Origin of the sequence: Adlercreutzia mucosicola DSM 19490 (assembly GCF_000422625.1) — a bacterium.
In the GTDB taxonomy this organism is placed as follows: Bacteria; Actinomycetota; Coriobacteriia; order Coriobacteriales; family Eggerthellaceae; genus Adlercreutzia; species Adlercreutzia mucosicola.
Map to the genome: position 1 here is coordinate 55,921 of NZ_AUGK01000012.1, position 17,492 is coordinate 73,412.

11 protein-coding genes are annotated in these 17,492 nt (G+C 57.8%); 2 read left to right on the plus strand and 9 right to left on the minus strand.

Going from position 1 to position 17,492, the window contains the following annotated elements; translation table 11 throughout:
* Positions 1 to 4 precede the first annotated feature (4 nt).
* The 6 genes from brxL to G503_RS0108030 are packed head-to-tail and all read right to left on the minus strand — an operon-like array spanning position 5 to position 10,618.
* Positions 5 to 2,353: a protease Lon-related BREX system protein BrxL gene (gene brxL, locus G503_RS0108005; RefSeq protein ID WP_202805172.1), complete on the minus strand. Its 2,349-nt coding sequence runs from the start codon at positions 2,351 to 2,353 to the stop codon at positions 5 to 7.
* 9 nt (positions 2,354 to 2,362) lie between these two features.
* Positions 2,363 to 5,008 carry a BREX-1 system phosphatase PglZ type A gene (gene pglZ, locus G503_RS0108010; RefSeq protein ID WP_028027174.1) on the minus strand — a complete coding sequence of 882 codons (2,646 nt, stop codon included), beginning with the start codon at positions 5,006 to 5,008 and terminating at the stop codon, positions 2,363 to 2,365.
* A gap of 57 nt (positions 5,009 to 5,065) precedes the next feature.
* Entirely contained in the window at positions 5,066 to 6,487 is a 1,422-nt protein-coding gene (locus tag G503_RS0108015; RefSeq protein ID WP_028027175.1) for a hypothetical protein, read from the minus strand.
* Entirely contained in the window at positions 6,481 to 7,689 is a 1,209-nt protein-coding gene (locus tag G503_RS0108020) for a hypothetical protein (protein WP_028027176.1), read from the minus strand. Before G503_RS0108020 ends, G503_RS0108015 begins: the two co-directional genes overlap by 7 nt.
* Before the next feature lie 32 nt (positions 7,690 to 7,721).
* Positions 7,722 to 9,641 (minus strand): hypothetical protein, encoded by a 1,920-nt coding sequence (locus tag G503_RS0108025; protein WP_028027177.1) that lies wholly within the window; start codon positions 9,639 to 9,641, stop codon positions 7,722 to 7,724.
* Positions 9,642 to 9,658: 17 nt separating this feature from the next.
* A complete protein-coding gene (locus G503_RS0108030; protein WP_028027178.1) occupies positions 9,659 to 10,618 on the minus strand; it encodes a BREX-1 system adenine-specific DNA-methyltransferase PglX in 960 nt (319 codons plus the stop codon).
* A gap of 149 nt (positions 10,619 to 10,767) precedes the next feature.
* Between G503_RS0108030 and G503_RS16875 the strand changes: the two genes are divergently transcribed.
* Positions 10,768 to 10,893, plus strand: coding sequence for a hypothetical protein (locus G503_RS16875; protein WP_257482934.1), 126 nt, complete (start codon positions 10,768 to 10,770; stop codon positions 10,891 to 10,893).
* A gap of 170 nt (positions 10,894 to 11,063) precedes the next feature.
* Here the strand turns inward: G503_RS16875 and G503_RS0108040 are convergent, their stop codons facing one another.
* Positions 11,064 to 13,571 carry a DUF2357 domain-containing protein gene (locus G503_RS0108040; protein WP_156891968.1) on the minus strand — a complete coding sequence of 836 codons (2,508 nt, stop codon included), beginning with the start codon at positions 13,569 to 13,571 and terminating at the stop codon, positions 11,064 to 11,066.
* A complete protein-coding gene (locus tag G503_RS0108050; protein WP_028027180.1) occupies positions 13,546 to 16,149 on the minus strand; it encodes a hypothetical protein in 2,604 nt (867 codons plus the stop codon). The genes G503_RS0108040 and G503_RS0108050 overlap by 26 nt, the downstream gene beginning before the upstream one ends.
* Positions 16,150 to 16,426: 277 nt before the next feature.
* On the opposite strand from G503_RS0108050, the gene G503_RS16880 reads away from it, so the two are divergent.
* Positions 16,427 to 16,552, plus strand: a complete 126-nt coding sequence (locus tag G503_RS16880; protein WP_255203028.1) for a hypothetical protein — start codon at positions 16,427 to 16,429, stop codon at positions 16,550 to 16,552.
* A gap of 328 nt (positions 16,553 to 16,880) precedes the next feature.
* On the opposite strand, the gene G503_RS16365 is transcribed toward G503_RS16880, so the two are convergent.
* Entirely contained in the window at positions 16,881 to 17,492 is a 612-nt protein-coding gene (locus G503_RS16365; protein WP_156891969.1) for a hypothetical protein, read from the minus strand.

A 17,492-nucleotide genomic window follows, 5' to 3' on the forward strand; every position in this document is an offset into this window, starting at 1 on the left:
CTCCTTAAAGCTCCAAGGCCTTCTTGGCTGCGGACACCGCATCCCCATCTGGATAGAAATCGGGGCTCACGGCGCCGATCAGCTCCGAGGAAATGTCCTGCAGGTCGCGTATGGCGCTCATGGGCAGAAGGATGCGCCGCGCTCCGGCGTTGCGGGCCACGCGCAGAATGTCCTCCAGATCGCGCAGCTCGCCCATGGTGCCCGACATGCGCAGCACGCCCGGAATCACAAGTGCCGGCGCCACAGGTCGGTTCGCCGCCGCCGAGCACAGCCCGACGAACTCGGCCAGGGATACCTCGTCGGAAGGCCCCTTCCCTTGCAGATCGTTGAAGAACAGCAGATAGTCCTTGACACCGATATGCATGCCCGGCGCCACGCGAGGCGCATTGTTTTCGAAGTAGTTGAACGCCGCCTTGAAGGCCTCCTGCACCGCCCTGGAGCGGCCCAACCCCTCGGTCTGCAGTTTGAACTCGCCGGCCACCGCCCGGTTCTCCAATTTGTAGACGGCGCACTCTCCCGTGACCGCCGAATGGCCGATGGCGAACACATGGCCCGGCAGAAGGGGCGCGTCGGGAACGAGCGAGCCGTCGGACTGCTCGGGAACCGGCACCACGCGCACGTCGGTGGGATCGTCCGCATCGTAGTAGCCCAGGGCCACGTCGATGAATTCCACGCCGGCCATGATCTTCAGCTGTTCCTTCACGCGCCGCCGCCCCTCAATGGCGTACTCGAGTATCCAGCGCACGTCGTCTTTGGCCATCTCGCCGTCGGGAAACAGCAGCTTCGCCAGCCCGCTGAAGGTCTTGCGCACGGCTATCTCATCGCGCTTGTTGAAGTCGGAGTTCAACCGGAAGTAGCGGTCAATGAGATGCGTGAAGTCCTTGCGGCGCATCTCCTTGCAGAACTCGCTTAGGCAGTCGGTGATCAGCCCGTAATGTTCCGTCAGCAGGTTCGAGCGCATCTTGGGAATCTCCCAGCCGGGCAGGTAGTAGTGGATCCGATCGAAAAAGGCGCTGTCGTCGTTGAACTCCGGGGGAAAGGGATCGAACAGATGCGTGGTCTTCAGCACGTTCTGCACCGAATCGTTGATGTTGCCCTCCATGACGATGGAGGCATCGGCGTTGAGCGTATCGCGCCCGCGGGCGTAGCTGCCCGAGGCCATGTAATCCTTCATGATCTGGACGGCATTGGCGTCCTTGAAGTTCATACCCGCCACCTCGTCGAAGGTGACGCAGTCCCAGAGCCCTACAAGCCCCAGCCGGCTCTCGCCGCGGGCGTTCATGCGCCCGAACAGGTTCGCCGTAGTGGTCTGGCCGCCGGACAGCAGAATGGCATAGGGGGAAATCTCCTTGTAGATATGTGATTTGCCCGTGCCGCGCGGCCCCAGCTCGCAGAGGTTGTAGTTGCGCTCGATCAGGGGCACCATGCGCTCGAGAAAGTGCATGCGCTCTTTCTCGGTAAGGGCCGTAGGCTCATAGCCCGCCGAACGCAGCAGCAGCCCCTGCCATTGCTCGGTAGTGAAGTGGCGCCGTTGGTCTATCATCGAATTCAGATCGAGATTGGGCATTTGGATGGGGTTCAGGCTGATGACGCTGAAGGGCGAATCCTGCGACCCGCGGCTCTTCTCTTTCTTTTTGGGCGTCGGCTCGTCGAAGATGTCGGCGAAGCCGTCGTCTACCGGATGGGTGTACTGAATGCGCATGATGCACCAAATGCCGCCTTGGAGGATTTTCGTGAACTGACGCACATACTCCGCAGGCATGACGAAGGGCTCGATGCGCAGGTTGGTGAAGGAGGCAACATAATTGTCGTTGCGTTCGTCCAGGCGCGCAGACACTTTGTCGATGACGGTGTAGGAGCCCAGCTCGCGTATCTTGGACTTGATGACCTCGGACTCATCGGGGCGCACGTAGTTGTTCAAAAGAATGCCCCGAATGCGCTCCAGTCCCGCCTCCACCGCCACGGGATCGTCAGTGGAACAGTACATGCCGAGCAGATATTCCAGCACGAAGGTGGGCACGTTGGCGCCCCGCTTCATGAGGGCCGTCAGGTCTTTGCGCACGATCTTGCCGGGGAAATGCTCCACGGCCAGCCGATCCACCTCGTCGGTTCCGAAGAGGCCATCGGCCGCAGCGGCAGCGGATGCCTCGTCCATGGCCTCGTTGATGGCGTCATCGGTCTCATATGGGCTGCCATCGATCGTCTCATCGCAGGACGCGACCGGGGCCCCGTCGCTTGCGGTTGCGTCCGGTGCCGTGGCGATGGGGTCGGCGAATACCGCGTCGTCGTCCCAGGACTCAACTGCCGGATCAACCGACGACGGGGCAAAGAAGTTCTCCTCGTTTTCTCTCACCGTATCCTCCTAGAATCCGAAATCGTCCATCGGGGCGAAGGCGATATCCACCTGGTACTCCTCTTTCCAGGCCACCTCGCCCGTATCCTGGTTGCGCGCCACCAGGTAGAAGGGCTCGCCGGGGCCGTAGGAGCGGCCCTCGCGCAGGGCAAAGCGCACCTCCACGATGCGGGCCTGTTCATCGGCGTCGGCCCGGTCGGTCACCGCGCGGCGCGTATCGCTCACGGGATTGCCCGAGCCGTCCGCAAGCATCAGCTCGTAGGTGGCGGGAGCGACTTTTCCGCTCACCGGCTCGGGCTGGTACAGCCGCACGCCGAAGAGCATCGACGTGATGCGCCGGTTAGTGTCCAGCAACCTCACTTCGGCGGCCACGGCGTTGTCGATGCTCTTGGAACGGGAGCCGCCGTAGCGAACGCGAAGTACCGGCACGCAGAGCTCCTGCAGGCTGACGCCCCCATGGGCATAGCGGCTCACGCCTCCCGGGCGATTGATGCGCACGAAACCGCGCGGCGCAAGCCCCACGAGCCCTTCTGCCCCCACTGGGTCTAAAGACACCCTCAGAAGCAGGTCATCCGCCGCACCCGATGGGGCGATAACGTAGCGCTCGCCCACCGCGATGGCCTCGTCCCCCAAAGAAGCCTGGGAATACTTGTCGGCGGCCGGCGCTGCCTCGCGCGTGTACAAAAACCCGTGGTCGGCCGTCACCACGATGCGCGTAGCCTTGAACTGGTTGGTGGCGATGCGCACCAACCCGCAGATGTCGTCGATGGCCCGTTGGCACGCGCCGAACACATCGTGCTCGGTCGAGGCGTCCTCGCCGGTGGCGTCCACCGTGTTGTGGTAGAGGTAGATCACCTCTGCATCGCGGGCGAGCTCGCGCTGTTCGGCGGACTTCATGGCCAGCACGTCCGCGGCCCGGAAGGCCCCCGAGGCCGGACGCCGCGCCCGGAGCACCGCCCGGCGCTGCTCGGTCGTCGCCGCGGGCGCGCCGTCGGTCAACACCGCCAGACCCCGAGCCGCGTTCACCGACAGGGATCGGTGGGGCAGCAGCGCCGCCATGCCGAAGCTCGTGATGGAGGGGAAGGGGCCCTGCACGGCATCGACCGCGCATGACACCCGCTGGCCGCGCTCAAGGGTATCGGCCAGCTCGCGCGCCACCTCGTAGCGCAAGGCGTCGCTCACGATAACCACGACGCGCTTGGCACCGGCCAGCTCGTTTTCCACCACCTCGTCGTAAAAGCGCCGCTGGTTCGGCACGCCCGCCACACAGCCCTCGCGGGCCCAGTCGGCCTCGGCCACGGTCGCCCAGCACTCGTTGGCGGGAACGAGGAACCCATTGGCGTACTGCCGCTCCGCCCAATCGGACAGGGAGTCTGCCACCTCGGAGAGATCGGGCACGCCATGACGAGCGCAACGGCGGTGCGCCTCGCAGAAACGGCGGTAGGCGCGATCCATCTGCCACCAATCGGCGGTGTAGGCCTTCCATACGGCAGCTGCGGTGACCTCATGGTAGCCCTCGCCATGGCCGCGCAGGAAATCCTGCATGGCGCATGCCGCCTCCATCATATCGAAATAGCCGGCCAATTCGCCATAGTCGGACATTCCGCGTCGCACGCCGGCAACCTCGCGCACCTCGGCGCGCCGATCGGCCCCTTGGGCAAGCGATGCCGCCAGTTCGCGCACGATGGCGCGCCCGGCCGCGGGGAACACGTCGGAGGCGACGAGGACCGATGCTGAGGCGCGGGCGAAGCGCATCTCCAGGTTAAGGTCGTCCTGCACGCGCTCGGCGGCCTCGGTCAGAACCGCCCGCTCCTCCTCGGGGGCATCGGCCCAATCGTGCACGATGCCCAGACAAAACTGGCCATGGGACGCCGAATAGCGATCTTCCAGCCCTGCGAGCAGATCCGCGGAAACCGTGGCCGCGAAGGCCGACAACAGCAGGTGCTCCATCAGGGCTCGCCCATCGCCAATGTCTCCACCGAACCCCGTGACCCTCTCCACGCAGCGGCGCATCGCCTCGGCGGCCCCGTAGCGCCCAAGGCGATCGAGCGCGCGCTCCAGGCACCCCTCATCTTCGGCCAAGACGGCCAGAGCATAGGCGCGCACGATGGCCTGGGCAGTCGGAGGGATCTTCCCCAATGCCGCGGCCAGCACGCCCGCGCGCACATCGGTCGCGCTTTGGGCCCGCGGCATCACGGCTACGAAGGCCGCCGTGCGATCTTTGGCCGCGAAAAAGGGGCGCAGCTCGGCAAGGACCCCGCGTACCTCGGAAGTGTCGGCGGCTCCCACCGCCTGCACGAGCAGCGACAGCCCGTCGGCCTGAAAATGCTCGGCGTACAACTCCACGTCGGCGAGCAGGTCGCCCGCCAGATCGCTGCCGGCCCGGCAGCGGTACAGGGCGAAATCGCTCTCGGTATCCTCGCGCGCGAGCGTGCGCTTGGCCGAGAACAGCGCGCCATCCTGGATCTTCAAGAACCGCAGGGGCCGCGCTCCCCCATCCAACCGCCCCGCCTCGGCATCGGCCGCCAGAGCGTCGAACGCCTCCTCGAATTCCCCGTCCGCATCGTGCCAAATCACAATGCGCCGCCGAGCCGCCCCGGAAAGCGGCTCGTCAAATCGCGCCAGAAAGCGCTCCCTCACATCAATTTCGGCCACTGGTTCTCCTTGTGATCTTGCAGTATCGCACCACACCGCACAAATCCATCAAAAGCCTTACGACAGCACGTCCGCATAGCGCCGCCGCCAGTCGTCTGACAGGGTGAAGTCATTAGCGGTAAGCGCACCCGCTTTCAAAAGCCCGTAAAGAAGCGTTTCTGGTCGCAACGGACGCACCTCGCGCACCTCCGCTTGCACAAGCGCATGACCCTCGAATTCGCTTACGGCCACCACCGTTGCATCCCTGCCATAGAAGCGGGAGCCTTGGGGCACGGTTTTACCCGTATCTCCCATCTTTTCACAATAGGGATACCTCGTATCCCAATTCATACGCCTAACCCGCACACGAAGCTCGCCCTCGGGCACGGGCCCTACGTTATTAGCCCCCTCGTCATAGCACAGACTGCTCACATGAGAATAAACATCCTTCTTCACCTCAATGCCCTTCGAGACCTCAACAGACGAGATGCCCCCAGGCAGCAAGCCGGAATCGACTGATGCCTCACCGATGACATCGGGCAGCGATAGACTCCGCCAGAGCCGGCTCAACTCCTCGACAGAGGCATTGCGCGCCGTGCGATCGAGAAGCTTGTTGCGCTCGGCTTTTTTCTGTCTATCGCTTTTGCGCAAGATCCCCCTTCTCTGCAGCGATTTCTTCGTGACAGCACCGCACGCCTTTGCCGATGAAAGCACGGCCTCATGCTCGGGGAACAAGGCAATCAGCGCCGAAGTCGTAGCCGGGGCCTTGCTCGAATCCATGCCGACAATTCGCTGGCTCACATCTTCGAGAACCGCCTTAAGCTCGTCGGGATCAACGGCAGCGGAAACATTGGCCTCAAGAACCCCGATCGATTGCAAATAACGCTTCGGCTTCTCCCCGAACAAACGCTCTGACATGTCAGAAAACATTCTGGCTAGATGCTTGTACTCGACATGAGCATCAAACAGCTCTTTGATGGTCTTCGGCTTGTCATTCGCGTCGGCATAGAGCACTCTGAAGCGCTCAACCATGGCTATGATCTCGGCGTCTCCACTTGCGTCCAAACCCGCCCGGCACCTCAGAACGCCCCGAGCACGCAGTTCGTCGGCCAATCCGCGACCGAACACTTCCGCGGCATAACGCTCTACTGTTCTCATCTTCGAACCGAACTCGGGGAATTCGGCGGCGATAGCTTCCAGCGAATCTGCAGGTTCTCTTTCTGCGAACAATGCCGCTAGCTCATCTACAAGCGCCGCAGGATCTACGCTGCGAGGACGGCCGCCAACTCCGCCCGTAGTGAATCCCCAAGCCTCGATCATGTCGCCGCGTTTCTCGTACCCGAGGGCCTTGTACAGCTTCGACAGCCTCTTACCCAAAGCCTTGTCCTTGTTATCGATTCCCGCCGTACTGCCATCAGGAGCCAGAGCACGGAGGTCGGCAATGGCTTTCTCTTCGCGTTCTCTGAGCTTCGGATCGGTAACATAGATGCGCTCTACCACGACACTCCCCCCTTGTCTCGATTGCCGTTGATGACAGTGTCTATACGCTGCTCTATCCCCTTGACCAGGTCTTCCAAGCTTACGGGACGCAACTCCACCTTCAGAACGAGTTTGGGAGGATAGGCGCTATCCCGTCCGCGCCAGTGCGTTATCGGCACGACACTCTCGATGGAAACCGAGAGGTACGGGAGAAGCAGCGCAAAAATTTGAACCGAATCGTTAGGATACGCACTCCAGTAACTGGCAGAATTATCGGTCATGAATCGTACGCCCCCAATACGCCCTTCCTCCGAGTGAGCATCGAGAAACATGCATCTTTCCCCTAAACTGCTAAAATAATGCACGCGCAGCTCGACCTTATCGCCAGCTACAAGAGCATCGCTCGGCATTCCATGCGCGAAGTCATCAGAATTCACACAGAGATACGTCGGCAACTGAGGAAGCAGGGACAGACAATGTTCCACTTGTTTTTTGACGTTGCGCGCAGAGATGTGCCGCGCGAAGGTTTTGGCGCTCAACCCTCCATCATGCGCGGTTCTGCACCTTCCCACCACCTCGAAATGCGCTTCAATGAAATTGCCATCGTCCTCGAAACTGATGGCGCTGGAACCCGAGGTGAGCATCGCCATGTTGCAGGCGATCGTCGCCAAATCATCTGCCTCCCCCAGCGTCCACGCCTCTCGGCAGCTCTCCAACTCTGGCCAAAAGTGCTTGAGGCTCGTCTTCTCATCGCGCATCACTTCCCAACGCGTCTCGTCGGTTCCGCGAGCCTTTAACACCATCACCTTCTTGTTCCAGACATCGCGCTCTTCAATACTAAGAAATCCGATGCCATATTTTCCCGGAGAAAACGACGAAGCAAATCGACTTATTTCACTCAAATTGCTTTTCCGCACCATGTAATAGTTCATTCGCAGTACATAGAGCGATCCGCGCTTATACAGCGCCACCTCTGCTTTCTCCCGCAATCCATCGACGAGACCCAAACCAGGAGTGTACGAAGAGGCGAGCCAGTAGTAATCACCGAAAAACGGCTGCATCACACGGAAGAGCTCCTCCGCATTTTCGATCGGCTCGAAGTCCTCATCGAACTCCCCTATCACCACATTTGATTTCAGATCGCGAGCAAACGCACGCAATATGTTGAGCATCACCTCGCCATGCGCGGCAATTACCAGATTGTCAGTATGAGAATGAGGCATTATCCCTCCTATCTACACGTAGCTTCTCGGCGCTAGCCGACAACCGACCGCGCGTTTCTCTTCAAGATCTTGATAAGGGCCTTGTTACGATGCCGGATTTCCTCATACGCTCTCTTCGCTTCTTTGAGCTCGCCTTTCAATCGCTGCTTTTCCAACGAGCATCGACTCAACTCACTCTCAAGACGCATTACTTCGGCACTCACCTCACTCATGATGGGATCGTCGGCCACTTCGAGCAAATGGCGCTTTGCACATTCGCCGAATGCCTTCCTGTCCGCCTTCTTCATGAGGGAGAATCGCACCTGGCTCCATGTATAGAATCGCTTGTCTCGCACATTGTCATCGGCCCCCGGCGCGCTTTCCTTGTACGCCCGCACCAGCCCCGCTTCGAGAAGTTCGGGCAGGATAACCTTGCGAAGGGCCTTCGCACCGCCCTCAATCTCGACAATTGGGCTGAGCTCATCAACACTCACGCCACCCCCGACCAAGCTGATGGCGTCGAAGACGAGCTTCTGGTCACCTACAAGCAGGCCTTCTCGGTCTGAGAGAACTTGAAGCTGAAAGGCGCGCTCCGCCTCTTCCCGTTCGGCATCCCCGCGCGGAAGCTCCTCATGCACGCCGGCCTCCCCACGTGGCGCCTCCTCGCACCGCAACTCCTCACGCGCGGCCACCTCCTCACGCGGCGTTTCCCCGCGCAGCGTCTCCTCGCACGGCGTTTCCCCGCATGCGGCCGCCTCCTCGCACGATAGCTCGGTCGCACCCGCCTCGGCTTCGGACAACACAATCTCCGGACAGGCAGTCACCTCCAGTATCATGGGGTTCTCCTGAGCGCCGTGCACAGGCTCGTCCACCCCGCCAAGATACTGATCGACATCAAAGTTGCGCGCTGCGCCGAATATGATTTTGAACGGCTCGCCTTGCACCGACTTCAATATCTGGCGCCAATCCCACAGAAGGCGAGCCACAAAATTGAAGAACTGCGGTACGCCTAAGGCAAGACGGGTATCGAAAACAACGCTGTAGGTGTCGCCCTTCACTGAGACAACCTGGAAAGCGGCTCCGCATGCGGCCAAATTCGCGAACGTGATGCCCGTGAGGGGGCCATCGGGTAAAGCCCGGCAAATACCCGGCGCAATGCGATCGCGCGGGACAACCAGAGCCTCGTCTTCCTCCAATTCCCTCATGAAGGCGAGAAAATACTCCACGACCTCATTGACATCGTCGAAATCGGTGGTGTAGCGATTCCAGAACGACATGAGCTCATCAATCTGGTCGGCGTTAATCTGAATGCCCACTATCTCGTGATGCTCTCCGTTCCAAACAATCTCTCCCCCGTTAAAGAACACCCAGTTGCCCGAAAGCAGCGTCAACATGAGCGCCGGAAAATCAAGGGTCGCCACGTTATCCGAGGAGCTTTCAGCTTCATCGTCATCCCCGTCTCGACGGGCAGCGTTCTCCTCCTCTATCTCCCGGCGCCGCGGGTTTTTCCCACTGAACCAGCGCTCAATTTCGTCCTGGATATCAAGCGGGCCCTCCCCTATCGGCCGTCCGTACTGCTGGATATCGAGCACCTTCCCATGCTCGTTCTCGCCAATACTCAGAAAGTAGATAACGTATGAATCCACCATATCAAAGGACTGGGGCGAATAAAGCGCGCCCTTGAACGATACATTCCCGTAGTAAGCCAGCACCTTGAGAAACAGGATGACGTCGCTCAACCCATCCAAAGGCAAACCCGCCACTTCAACCCTCTGTGATACCTCCGTGAAAGGCAGGCTATCCAAGTTGGCGAAATCCTCGAGGAAGGCATATTCCTCAGGATAAGGCTCGCCCGCGTCAAGGAGTCTCTGGGCCTCGGACAGAAAATTGCCGGCCGAGCTGAAAGTCTGCTCGTCCCCCTCAAACGTAAGGTCGAGAGTCTGGGCAAAGAAGGTGTTCGCATCGAAAGGCATGGTTTCTTCCTTTTCTCCTATTTGATCTTCGCCAGTACGTCTTGGAAGGTGGCGTAGTTCACCTTCACGCCGTCATCGAGGTCTATCTCTATCATCTGGTCGGCCAGGTGGTGCACGCGCTCCTCGAAGGCAGTGGTTTCGTCCAGCTGGTCGCGCAGCTTCTTGAGCGATTTCGCGATGCGCGTCTTCTCGGCTCCCACGGCCTCGGCTTCGGCCTCTTCCCCGTGCGCGATAAGGGTGCGGTAGCGCTCCTGCTGCTCATGAACGTAGTCGGTGCGCAGGCGCGCCAGAAGGTCGGGGCGATAGCGGTGCATGTACACGAGCGCCCTGAAGCCGTTTTTCTTGCCGGAATCGAACAGCCAGTAGATGGGACGCTTCTTGTAGGTCTTGCAATGGTCGGCGAAGAACTCCTTCACGAAGTAGTCGCGGATCACCTGGCGCGGGCTTCCCTTGCCGCCGAGGGCCTCGGCCACGTAGCGCAGGTTCTCCTCCAGCGTTTCCTCACCGTAGGCGGCGCGCACCCAGTTGACGAAGTTGCCCACGATATCGTCGTCGAAGTACTCGTCGTCGGTGATGGGCAGCACGTTGTCCTCATCGGGCATGAAGGTGGGCTCGGGCACCTGGGCGAGATAGTCGCTCAGCGTGTCGCCCTGGTTGGCCAGAATGAGGCCGTCTTTGTCCAGCGAGTAGCGCCCCAGCATGCAGCCCACGGCGTAGCTGATGAGCGAGACGATCTCGTCGCGGCGCGTGCGCACGTACTTGTTGCCCTTGAACGATTCGGGAATCTCCTCGGCGGTGTCGAAGATGCGCGCTACCGACACGTACTTGTCCTCCACCTCGATAGGCACCTCCCCCACCATGCCGTATATCTCCGCGAAGATGCGGTTCAGCTCTTCCTCGTTGGCCTTCAGCTGGTCGAAGCGAGCGTTCGCCTCGGCCTTCCAAGCCTCGTACTTATCGGCAATGAGCGTAGCCACTAAGCGGCCCTCCTTTCCTGAGAAAAGGTACGATTATCCTTGTATTTAAGTACAAATGTTTGTGTATTATTGATATAATGGATCAAGGTCAGCGGACTAAGCCCCGTGTGCTGGCAGCGCCTTCTTTCACGGAAGGAGGTGATTCGCCCATGGACTTGGTTATTCAGTTGCTGAAGCTTGCCGCCTCGGCGGTGGGGTTGGCGACGGCGATGGTCAAGGCCGTGTCCGCAGCACGGGGTTCGCGCCCCGAAACGAAGCCTGACCGCAAGCGCTAGCTCGCTTGCGGTCAGCAGAAACATAAACGGCGCTGCCCGCAACTTCGAACACGGGCATCCGCTGGCCGTCATTATAGCAGCGCCGACAAAGGGCGCGCAAGACGAGGGGCAGAGATGCCCCCACTTGCACGCACAAGCTTCTCCAGAGCCTATGATGTAGTCGCATATCCTCATTTATCAAGCCCTCCCGAGTCGGACGACACTTGCGCGGCCATCTTTTTTAAGCTGGTCTGCAACGAACGAAGCTTGATTATGTTCATAGGGCGCCATTGCTTGTACACGAACACTTCGCGCCCATCAATATCGACAGGCTTAGATGTGTAGAGTCTCCTCTCGCGGCCTTCTGGAGCAATCGCTCGCAGCAGAGGATGGCTGAAGCCCAGTAGAGCCGCGCTTGCTTTGGATGTGACAAACCTCTTTTTATCAACCGTGATCTCGCAAACCTCACGAATAGCTTTTAAAATGTCGGGAGCTATCTCTTCTTTCTGAGGCCTCTGCTCGGAAACGGGCGGCTCCGCAGATACGACAGGAATACATTCAGACGCCTCTCCTATCCGCAAGCCTCTTGTTTTGGTCGGGATCTCATCGGGCTCGAAACGAGCAGAATCCTTTATCTCAGGCAAAGAATTCTTATCTGATGATTGGGCCTTTGCGCTCTTATCAGCCCTCCCCGCATCCATCTTACCGGGGATTGCACTCTCCTCTTCCGCGCCATGAGGTGCGCTAGCCACAGAGCGCTTCGTTACCTGCAGCAATTCAAGCAAATCCGAAATGCCATTTCCCCTCGGAGACACGCTTGCCAACCCGTCCGGCAAAGCGTTTCTATGCCGGCGGGCCCAAGAGGAGGTCTGAAATGGCTTTATCACAGGTCGCTCTTCACGTCCGCACAACAACCAAAGTGCATCCACCCCTCGACCGTCAGCGGAGTCAACAGCGTTTTTATATTTGCTCAGGCATTCGGTGAAAGCGCTTCCCTTCTCGTAACAGCGCTCAACGCTTTGCATAGTCCTGAACTTCGCATCGAAAATCACCGTCGCCACAACATGATCAGAATCCGTCATAACCAAAAGAAAATCCGGTGTCCAATACGAGTCGAGATCTCCTCTGCCAAAGACATAGCGAGGTGTCGTCCGATGCAGAGCAATTCCCCCCTCTTCTCGTTCATCCCCGTAAAGCACTGGCTGGTAATACAACGTAGCCGCCATGTCGCCGCAACGAAGCATGTAACGATTTGCCACCGCCAGCTCATTGGTGAAATACGGATCATCCAAGCTGTACGTAATAGAGGCAAGGGAGTCGTCTTGCAGGGGGTCAGGCGCATAACCCTCGGCATGGAGGGCTGAAAGCAACTCGTAGAGTGTGTAGTACTCGTACAGCTTATCCATGCGCCGAATGGACAAGATGAGTCCATCGCGCGTCATATCGAAATAACCGAATCGTGACCATCGCTCCATAAGGCGATACACACGCACATATTGTCGAACCTCTTGAAACACCTTCGTTCTTCGCGGCATGCGGTATGACACCTCGGCAACATTCGGCAATGCCTGGCAGTAGGAACGCAAGAGCCTTGACCCTCGCTGACGAAGTGCCTTAAGGCGTTCGATTTGGGGCATCTCAGCTGTTATACAGGCCCGAACCACCGCCAAGGGAAGGAGAAGGCCCCCAGATAGCGAAGCGCCCTCGAGCCTGCGCGCGGTGTCCTCCAGCTTTCGCACCGCCTCCCGAGCCTTTTCCTCCACCTCGCTCACGCGCGAAACAACTTCACGCAAAAAAGCAAGAACACTTCGGTTCTCTGGATTGTCGAGACACTTTCTCATCGTAGCCGTTTGAAGCTTTCTCGGCATAACAGAACGACCAGATAACACCATGCCCGACCCCGCAGAAGTCCCATGAAGAACATGGGCGTTTTTCGCCAGCCAAAGCAACTCATTCGTGCCCACCTGGCGTGCCCGACGGCCATCTATGATCTCCTGTCGTCTTTCCGTGCGGCAATGGGGCATCGCACGAAATATAGAGAGTTCGCGCTCGTAGCATGACACGACCGCATCAGCCAGGCTGACAAAAGAGCGGACGGACCGCGACGAGTCCACAATTTGCCCGTCGAGAAACGACCTTCTCTCCTCTGCCATCAACTGGGGGTGAAGCATCCAGCGCATAGGCTCGGTTTCCTCAGATCCCAGCAGTATGTCAATCATTCCCTTTATCGAGCGCTCCTGGTTCTCGCGCTCACAAAGACAGGGTATGTCTCTCGTCCAAAAAAGAAAAGTTTCGCCGGATGCTGTGCGGAGCGTCACCCCAATAGACACGAATCCCAAGGCCATTCGGAACAGCCGCTGGTCGTCTTCGCCAAGCGAACAGACATAACGATGGTATCGTTCGTTTCCGTAGTCGACGAAATCGCCCACAGCGCTTACCGTAGGCTCTAGAAAGCTCTGCCCATCCAAGGTGAGCTTTACGCCAATGCGGCCGAGATCGTGTTTTGAGAGAAAATCGACCGCATATCGACCGCTCTCCCGAACGCACGCATCGTCTGCATAGTCTATTTCTCCTGTTCCCACTCTTCCAGCGAACAGCGGATATACACTGCCATTGGCAGCGGCGGCACCACGCTCCCAAAGCCGTAGCCTCAGGGCAAAGTCGGTAGATGCCTTAGGCGAAGTACTGGTAGTAGCCACTGTCTTGCCCCGCCTTCAACATGTGCTCAATTCGACTAGTTGTTCTGCCCAAACCTCCAACTCCCGCCAAGTCGTTCAAAAGACTCTCAAGACGCTCCGCTGGTCCGTTGAGCGACGGGAGCAGCTTCTGCGCAACTGCGAAATCAACAGGCGCATAAGCTGCCTCTGCCGTGGACATATTCATAAGGCGAGAGGTCGTCCCCAGGTAATCGCGGATCATCGACTGACTTCGTCGGCTCAGAGGGCTTCCGTGCTTGGCGAAAACATCAAATACCTCTTTAGTCTTTGCGCGCAGCTTCGAAGAAATGACATCGTCCTGACGGACTCCGAACACCTGCATGAGCTTTTCGTACGAGAACGGCTTCTCCGCCGCATAGTCCAAAAGAGGCTCGGTCACATCGTTCTCCATGAAGTCGATCGGCTGCGGATCAAGAGTGATGACCCAGCTACGGTCGAGGAACCGAGGTGAGAGTTCTTCGGTCGTATGATCAAAATTAACCGTTGCGATAAAGCGCACCCACGGCGGCACGATCAGATCATCGGGACCGCCGAGCGACAGCCGCGATGGCTGCCGCCGGAATGTGTCGCAAGTGCGCAGAAAGGGTGACCAGTAATGCTCGATAGAACTGAGATTTGCCTCATCGAGGAGGAACAGATACGGCGCAGGAGACACCACCGCACTGCGAGCCTCGGAATCCAAGCCCGAAAAGGCATCGAATACAGCCGCATTGGCGCGCTCAAGGGTTTTCGTAAAGGGGTTGTAGTAGCCGATAAAGTCCTTATAGGAAGTCCATCCTTTCTCAACCGACACCTCACAGAAGCGGTTCGCCCCTTCAGCTGATACGCCCAGCACATCGGCGAGAATATTTGCAAGACTCGTCTTTCCCGTACCCGGCATGCCAGCCAGTGTCACCACATAGCCCTGCATGAGGCAAGTCAGTAGATTGATCACCTCGTTACGGTCGTAATCGCGGCCTGCACCCTCGCAGATACCGCTTTCCAAGAAGCCAACTACCTCCTCATCGCCCATAGAGCTCTCGTCATCTCGAATCACAGGAGCGGCCAATTGGCTAGAGACTGCAACTCGCTGCTCGGGCGTCGGCTCGCAGCTGATCGTCTGAGCAGCACCAACCCCAGGCGCGACCGACTCGATGATTCGCCGAATCACGATGTTCTCGAGAATCTTCTCACTTCCCTTGAACCCACTGCCCATGCTCTCGATGATGCTGTCGATCTGCTCCTCAGCAACGATACGCTCGCGCTTGAGGCGATCAAGCTCCGCCTCCAAACGCTCGGCTTCTGCACGTTTCTCCTCTATCTCCTGGTTACGCCGCTCAATCTGCTCTTGCGCCTCGCGCTGATACCCCTCCACAACCTCATCATGCCGCTCTTCAAGCAAGCGAACCTTGGTTTCAAGCTTGCTTTTTTCCTGCGCAGCCTGCTCGATCCCCAACTTGAGATTCTGCAGCTGACGCATCAACTCTGATTCGGCACGCGCCACCTTCTCCTTCACCTGATCGTTTTCGATAACCTTCTCATAGAAATCACGGAAATGGTCATCGGAGAGCACATAAGCAGCCAGTTGATCCGTTGGGATGTTCTCAACCGATTGCGACTTCATGCGCTCCGGGAGACTCTGCCAATCCGCATACCCTTCGACCAATGCGACCATGCGATCACGGCGTTCCTCCGAGAAGCCGATCTTCGCCATCTCCTCTTTGTAGCGAGAGATGGCAGTTTTGAGCCGCTTCATCTGGGATTTTGAAATATCAACATCGCTGTTGAGAGCAATGCGTCCGAGCGCGTCGATAAGCTCACTATCGCTAATCCAGTCGTAGGCAACGACGGGATGTTCCATCTGCTGACGAAACTCCTCAGCCGACACGAACACCGCCTTGGTATCCTCGTTCTGATCGCAAAGGTCGATGGAGAACTCCAGGTTCGCTTCGTCCACTCCCGAAATACGACGCTCGAAATCAGTATCGGAAGCCGCTTCCAACGAGATGCGATCGCCCTGATGGATGGAGTATTCAAAGGGCCCATAGTAGAGCTTACGCCCATTATCGACCTGAGATACCAAGATGTAATTCGTCTGCGGCAGCGCCTGTCCAAGCCCCAAATGCACGGGGTCATCGAACGGGCGCTCAAACGATACGCGCTCCTGGATGTCCACCACCTGCATGAGCACGGAGGACAAGCCGTGCTGGCTTAATTTGGTGAACTCTATCATAGAATGCGGGCGCGACGGATTAATGATTCCGTTGTAGCGAGAAGACTCGTTAATCGGATAATAGCGGTTCTCCTGAATCTCGCTCGTCGACAGATTCATTATGACGAGCCTGCCATACATGGATTCCAGATCATCAAGACTATAAGAAGAATCCACCACCATGGGCAGACAGCCCTCGTCTGGAAACGCTGCTTTTCCGATAGGAGTGAAAACACCTTTTTCATAAACATACTGCGGATAGGAAAAACACCTCTGACCATTAAATGGGTAATCGACATACGTGAGCAATGTCTTGTTTACGCACTGCTCTGTGTCCTGAACTGCATGCTGTTCCTCAAGCTGAATCATTGTCTCTCCTTACCTACTCATGTTCACTCTCGTTTTACCCAAGTATTTAAACCTCATGTGGAAGGGGTTTCTCACCATGATCTTCAAGCTTCCGGGCCTCGTACTTATCGGCGATGAGCATAGCCACTAAGCGACCCTCCTTTCCTGAGAAAAGGTACGGTTATCCTTGTATTTAAGTACAAATGTTTGCGTATTGTTGATATAATGGAGCAAGGTCAGCGTCGTCGAGCCCCGTGTGCTGGCAGCGCCTTCTTCCACGGAAGGAGGTGATTCGCCCATGGACTTGGTTATTCAGTTGCTGAAGCTTGCCGCCTCGGCGGTGGGGTTGGCGACGGCGATGGTCAAGGCCGTGTCCGCAGCACGGGGTTCGCGCCCCGAAACGAAAGCTGATCGCAAGCGCTAATTGACTTGCGATCAGCCCGAAAACAAACGGCGCTGCCCACAACTCCAAACACGGGCATCCGCCGGCCCTCATTATAGCGGCGCTGGCGAAGGACGCGCAATAAACGACCCTTCGAGTGGCTAGGCTTTCTCGAACAACGAACATCGGGGCCAACGCAATAACGCTGATCCTACCGGCCAGCGCTCCGCTTGTCGGGACTAGGAAGCAGCAAGCCTTGCTTTCTGTTAGTTCGTCCATCTTCATGCGCACCATCAACCATCCATGTCTGCGCAAAATCGCTGCTTTGTTTCCTCTACAGCCCTTAATTGGCGGTCTCTCAGTCCCACAACTAACACTCGCCCTCTTCGATATTGCCAAAATAGACAGTTTTTGACCCACTCTTCGAGCGCAAGAAAGAGGCGATCCATTGCATGTCAATAGAATCATGTAGATAGAAGACAACTTCTCTGGGATACCCTTCGTCATCAACATCGACATCCCACCCCGATAGTGATGAGGGGCGAAGAGCGCCATCGCCGTTCGCTCCGACTGCAACCGAAAGATTTTCCCCTGGCATTAGAATCCCAGCCACGCTTTCGTCAAACAGAAAGACATCCGTATAAGCACTAGCACCCAGGTTTTTTAGATTTAAATCGAAGCAGTCGTCCGCTTTAGAAATTTCTAAACTCAAAAATGGACGTCTTCTGTTGCGGGACTCCCGAGAGTTTTTCTCCTTTTGCGCGAGATACTGAAAGAAAGAGAAACCTATGCCAAGCGCTCCCCCCAAATAAGCCAAAACCGCCTCCGGACTAATTGTTCGATGGTCAACTATGTGTATGTTGTAGAGCACTGTCACGCAAAACGGAATTAGCGCCACAACAAGAGAGAAAACAACGCCTGGATGTTGCCGCCATAATTTGGCCAACCAAATACTGATCCTTTTGGACAATACTTTCACCAT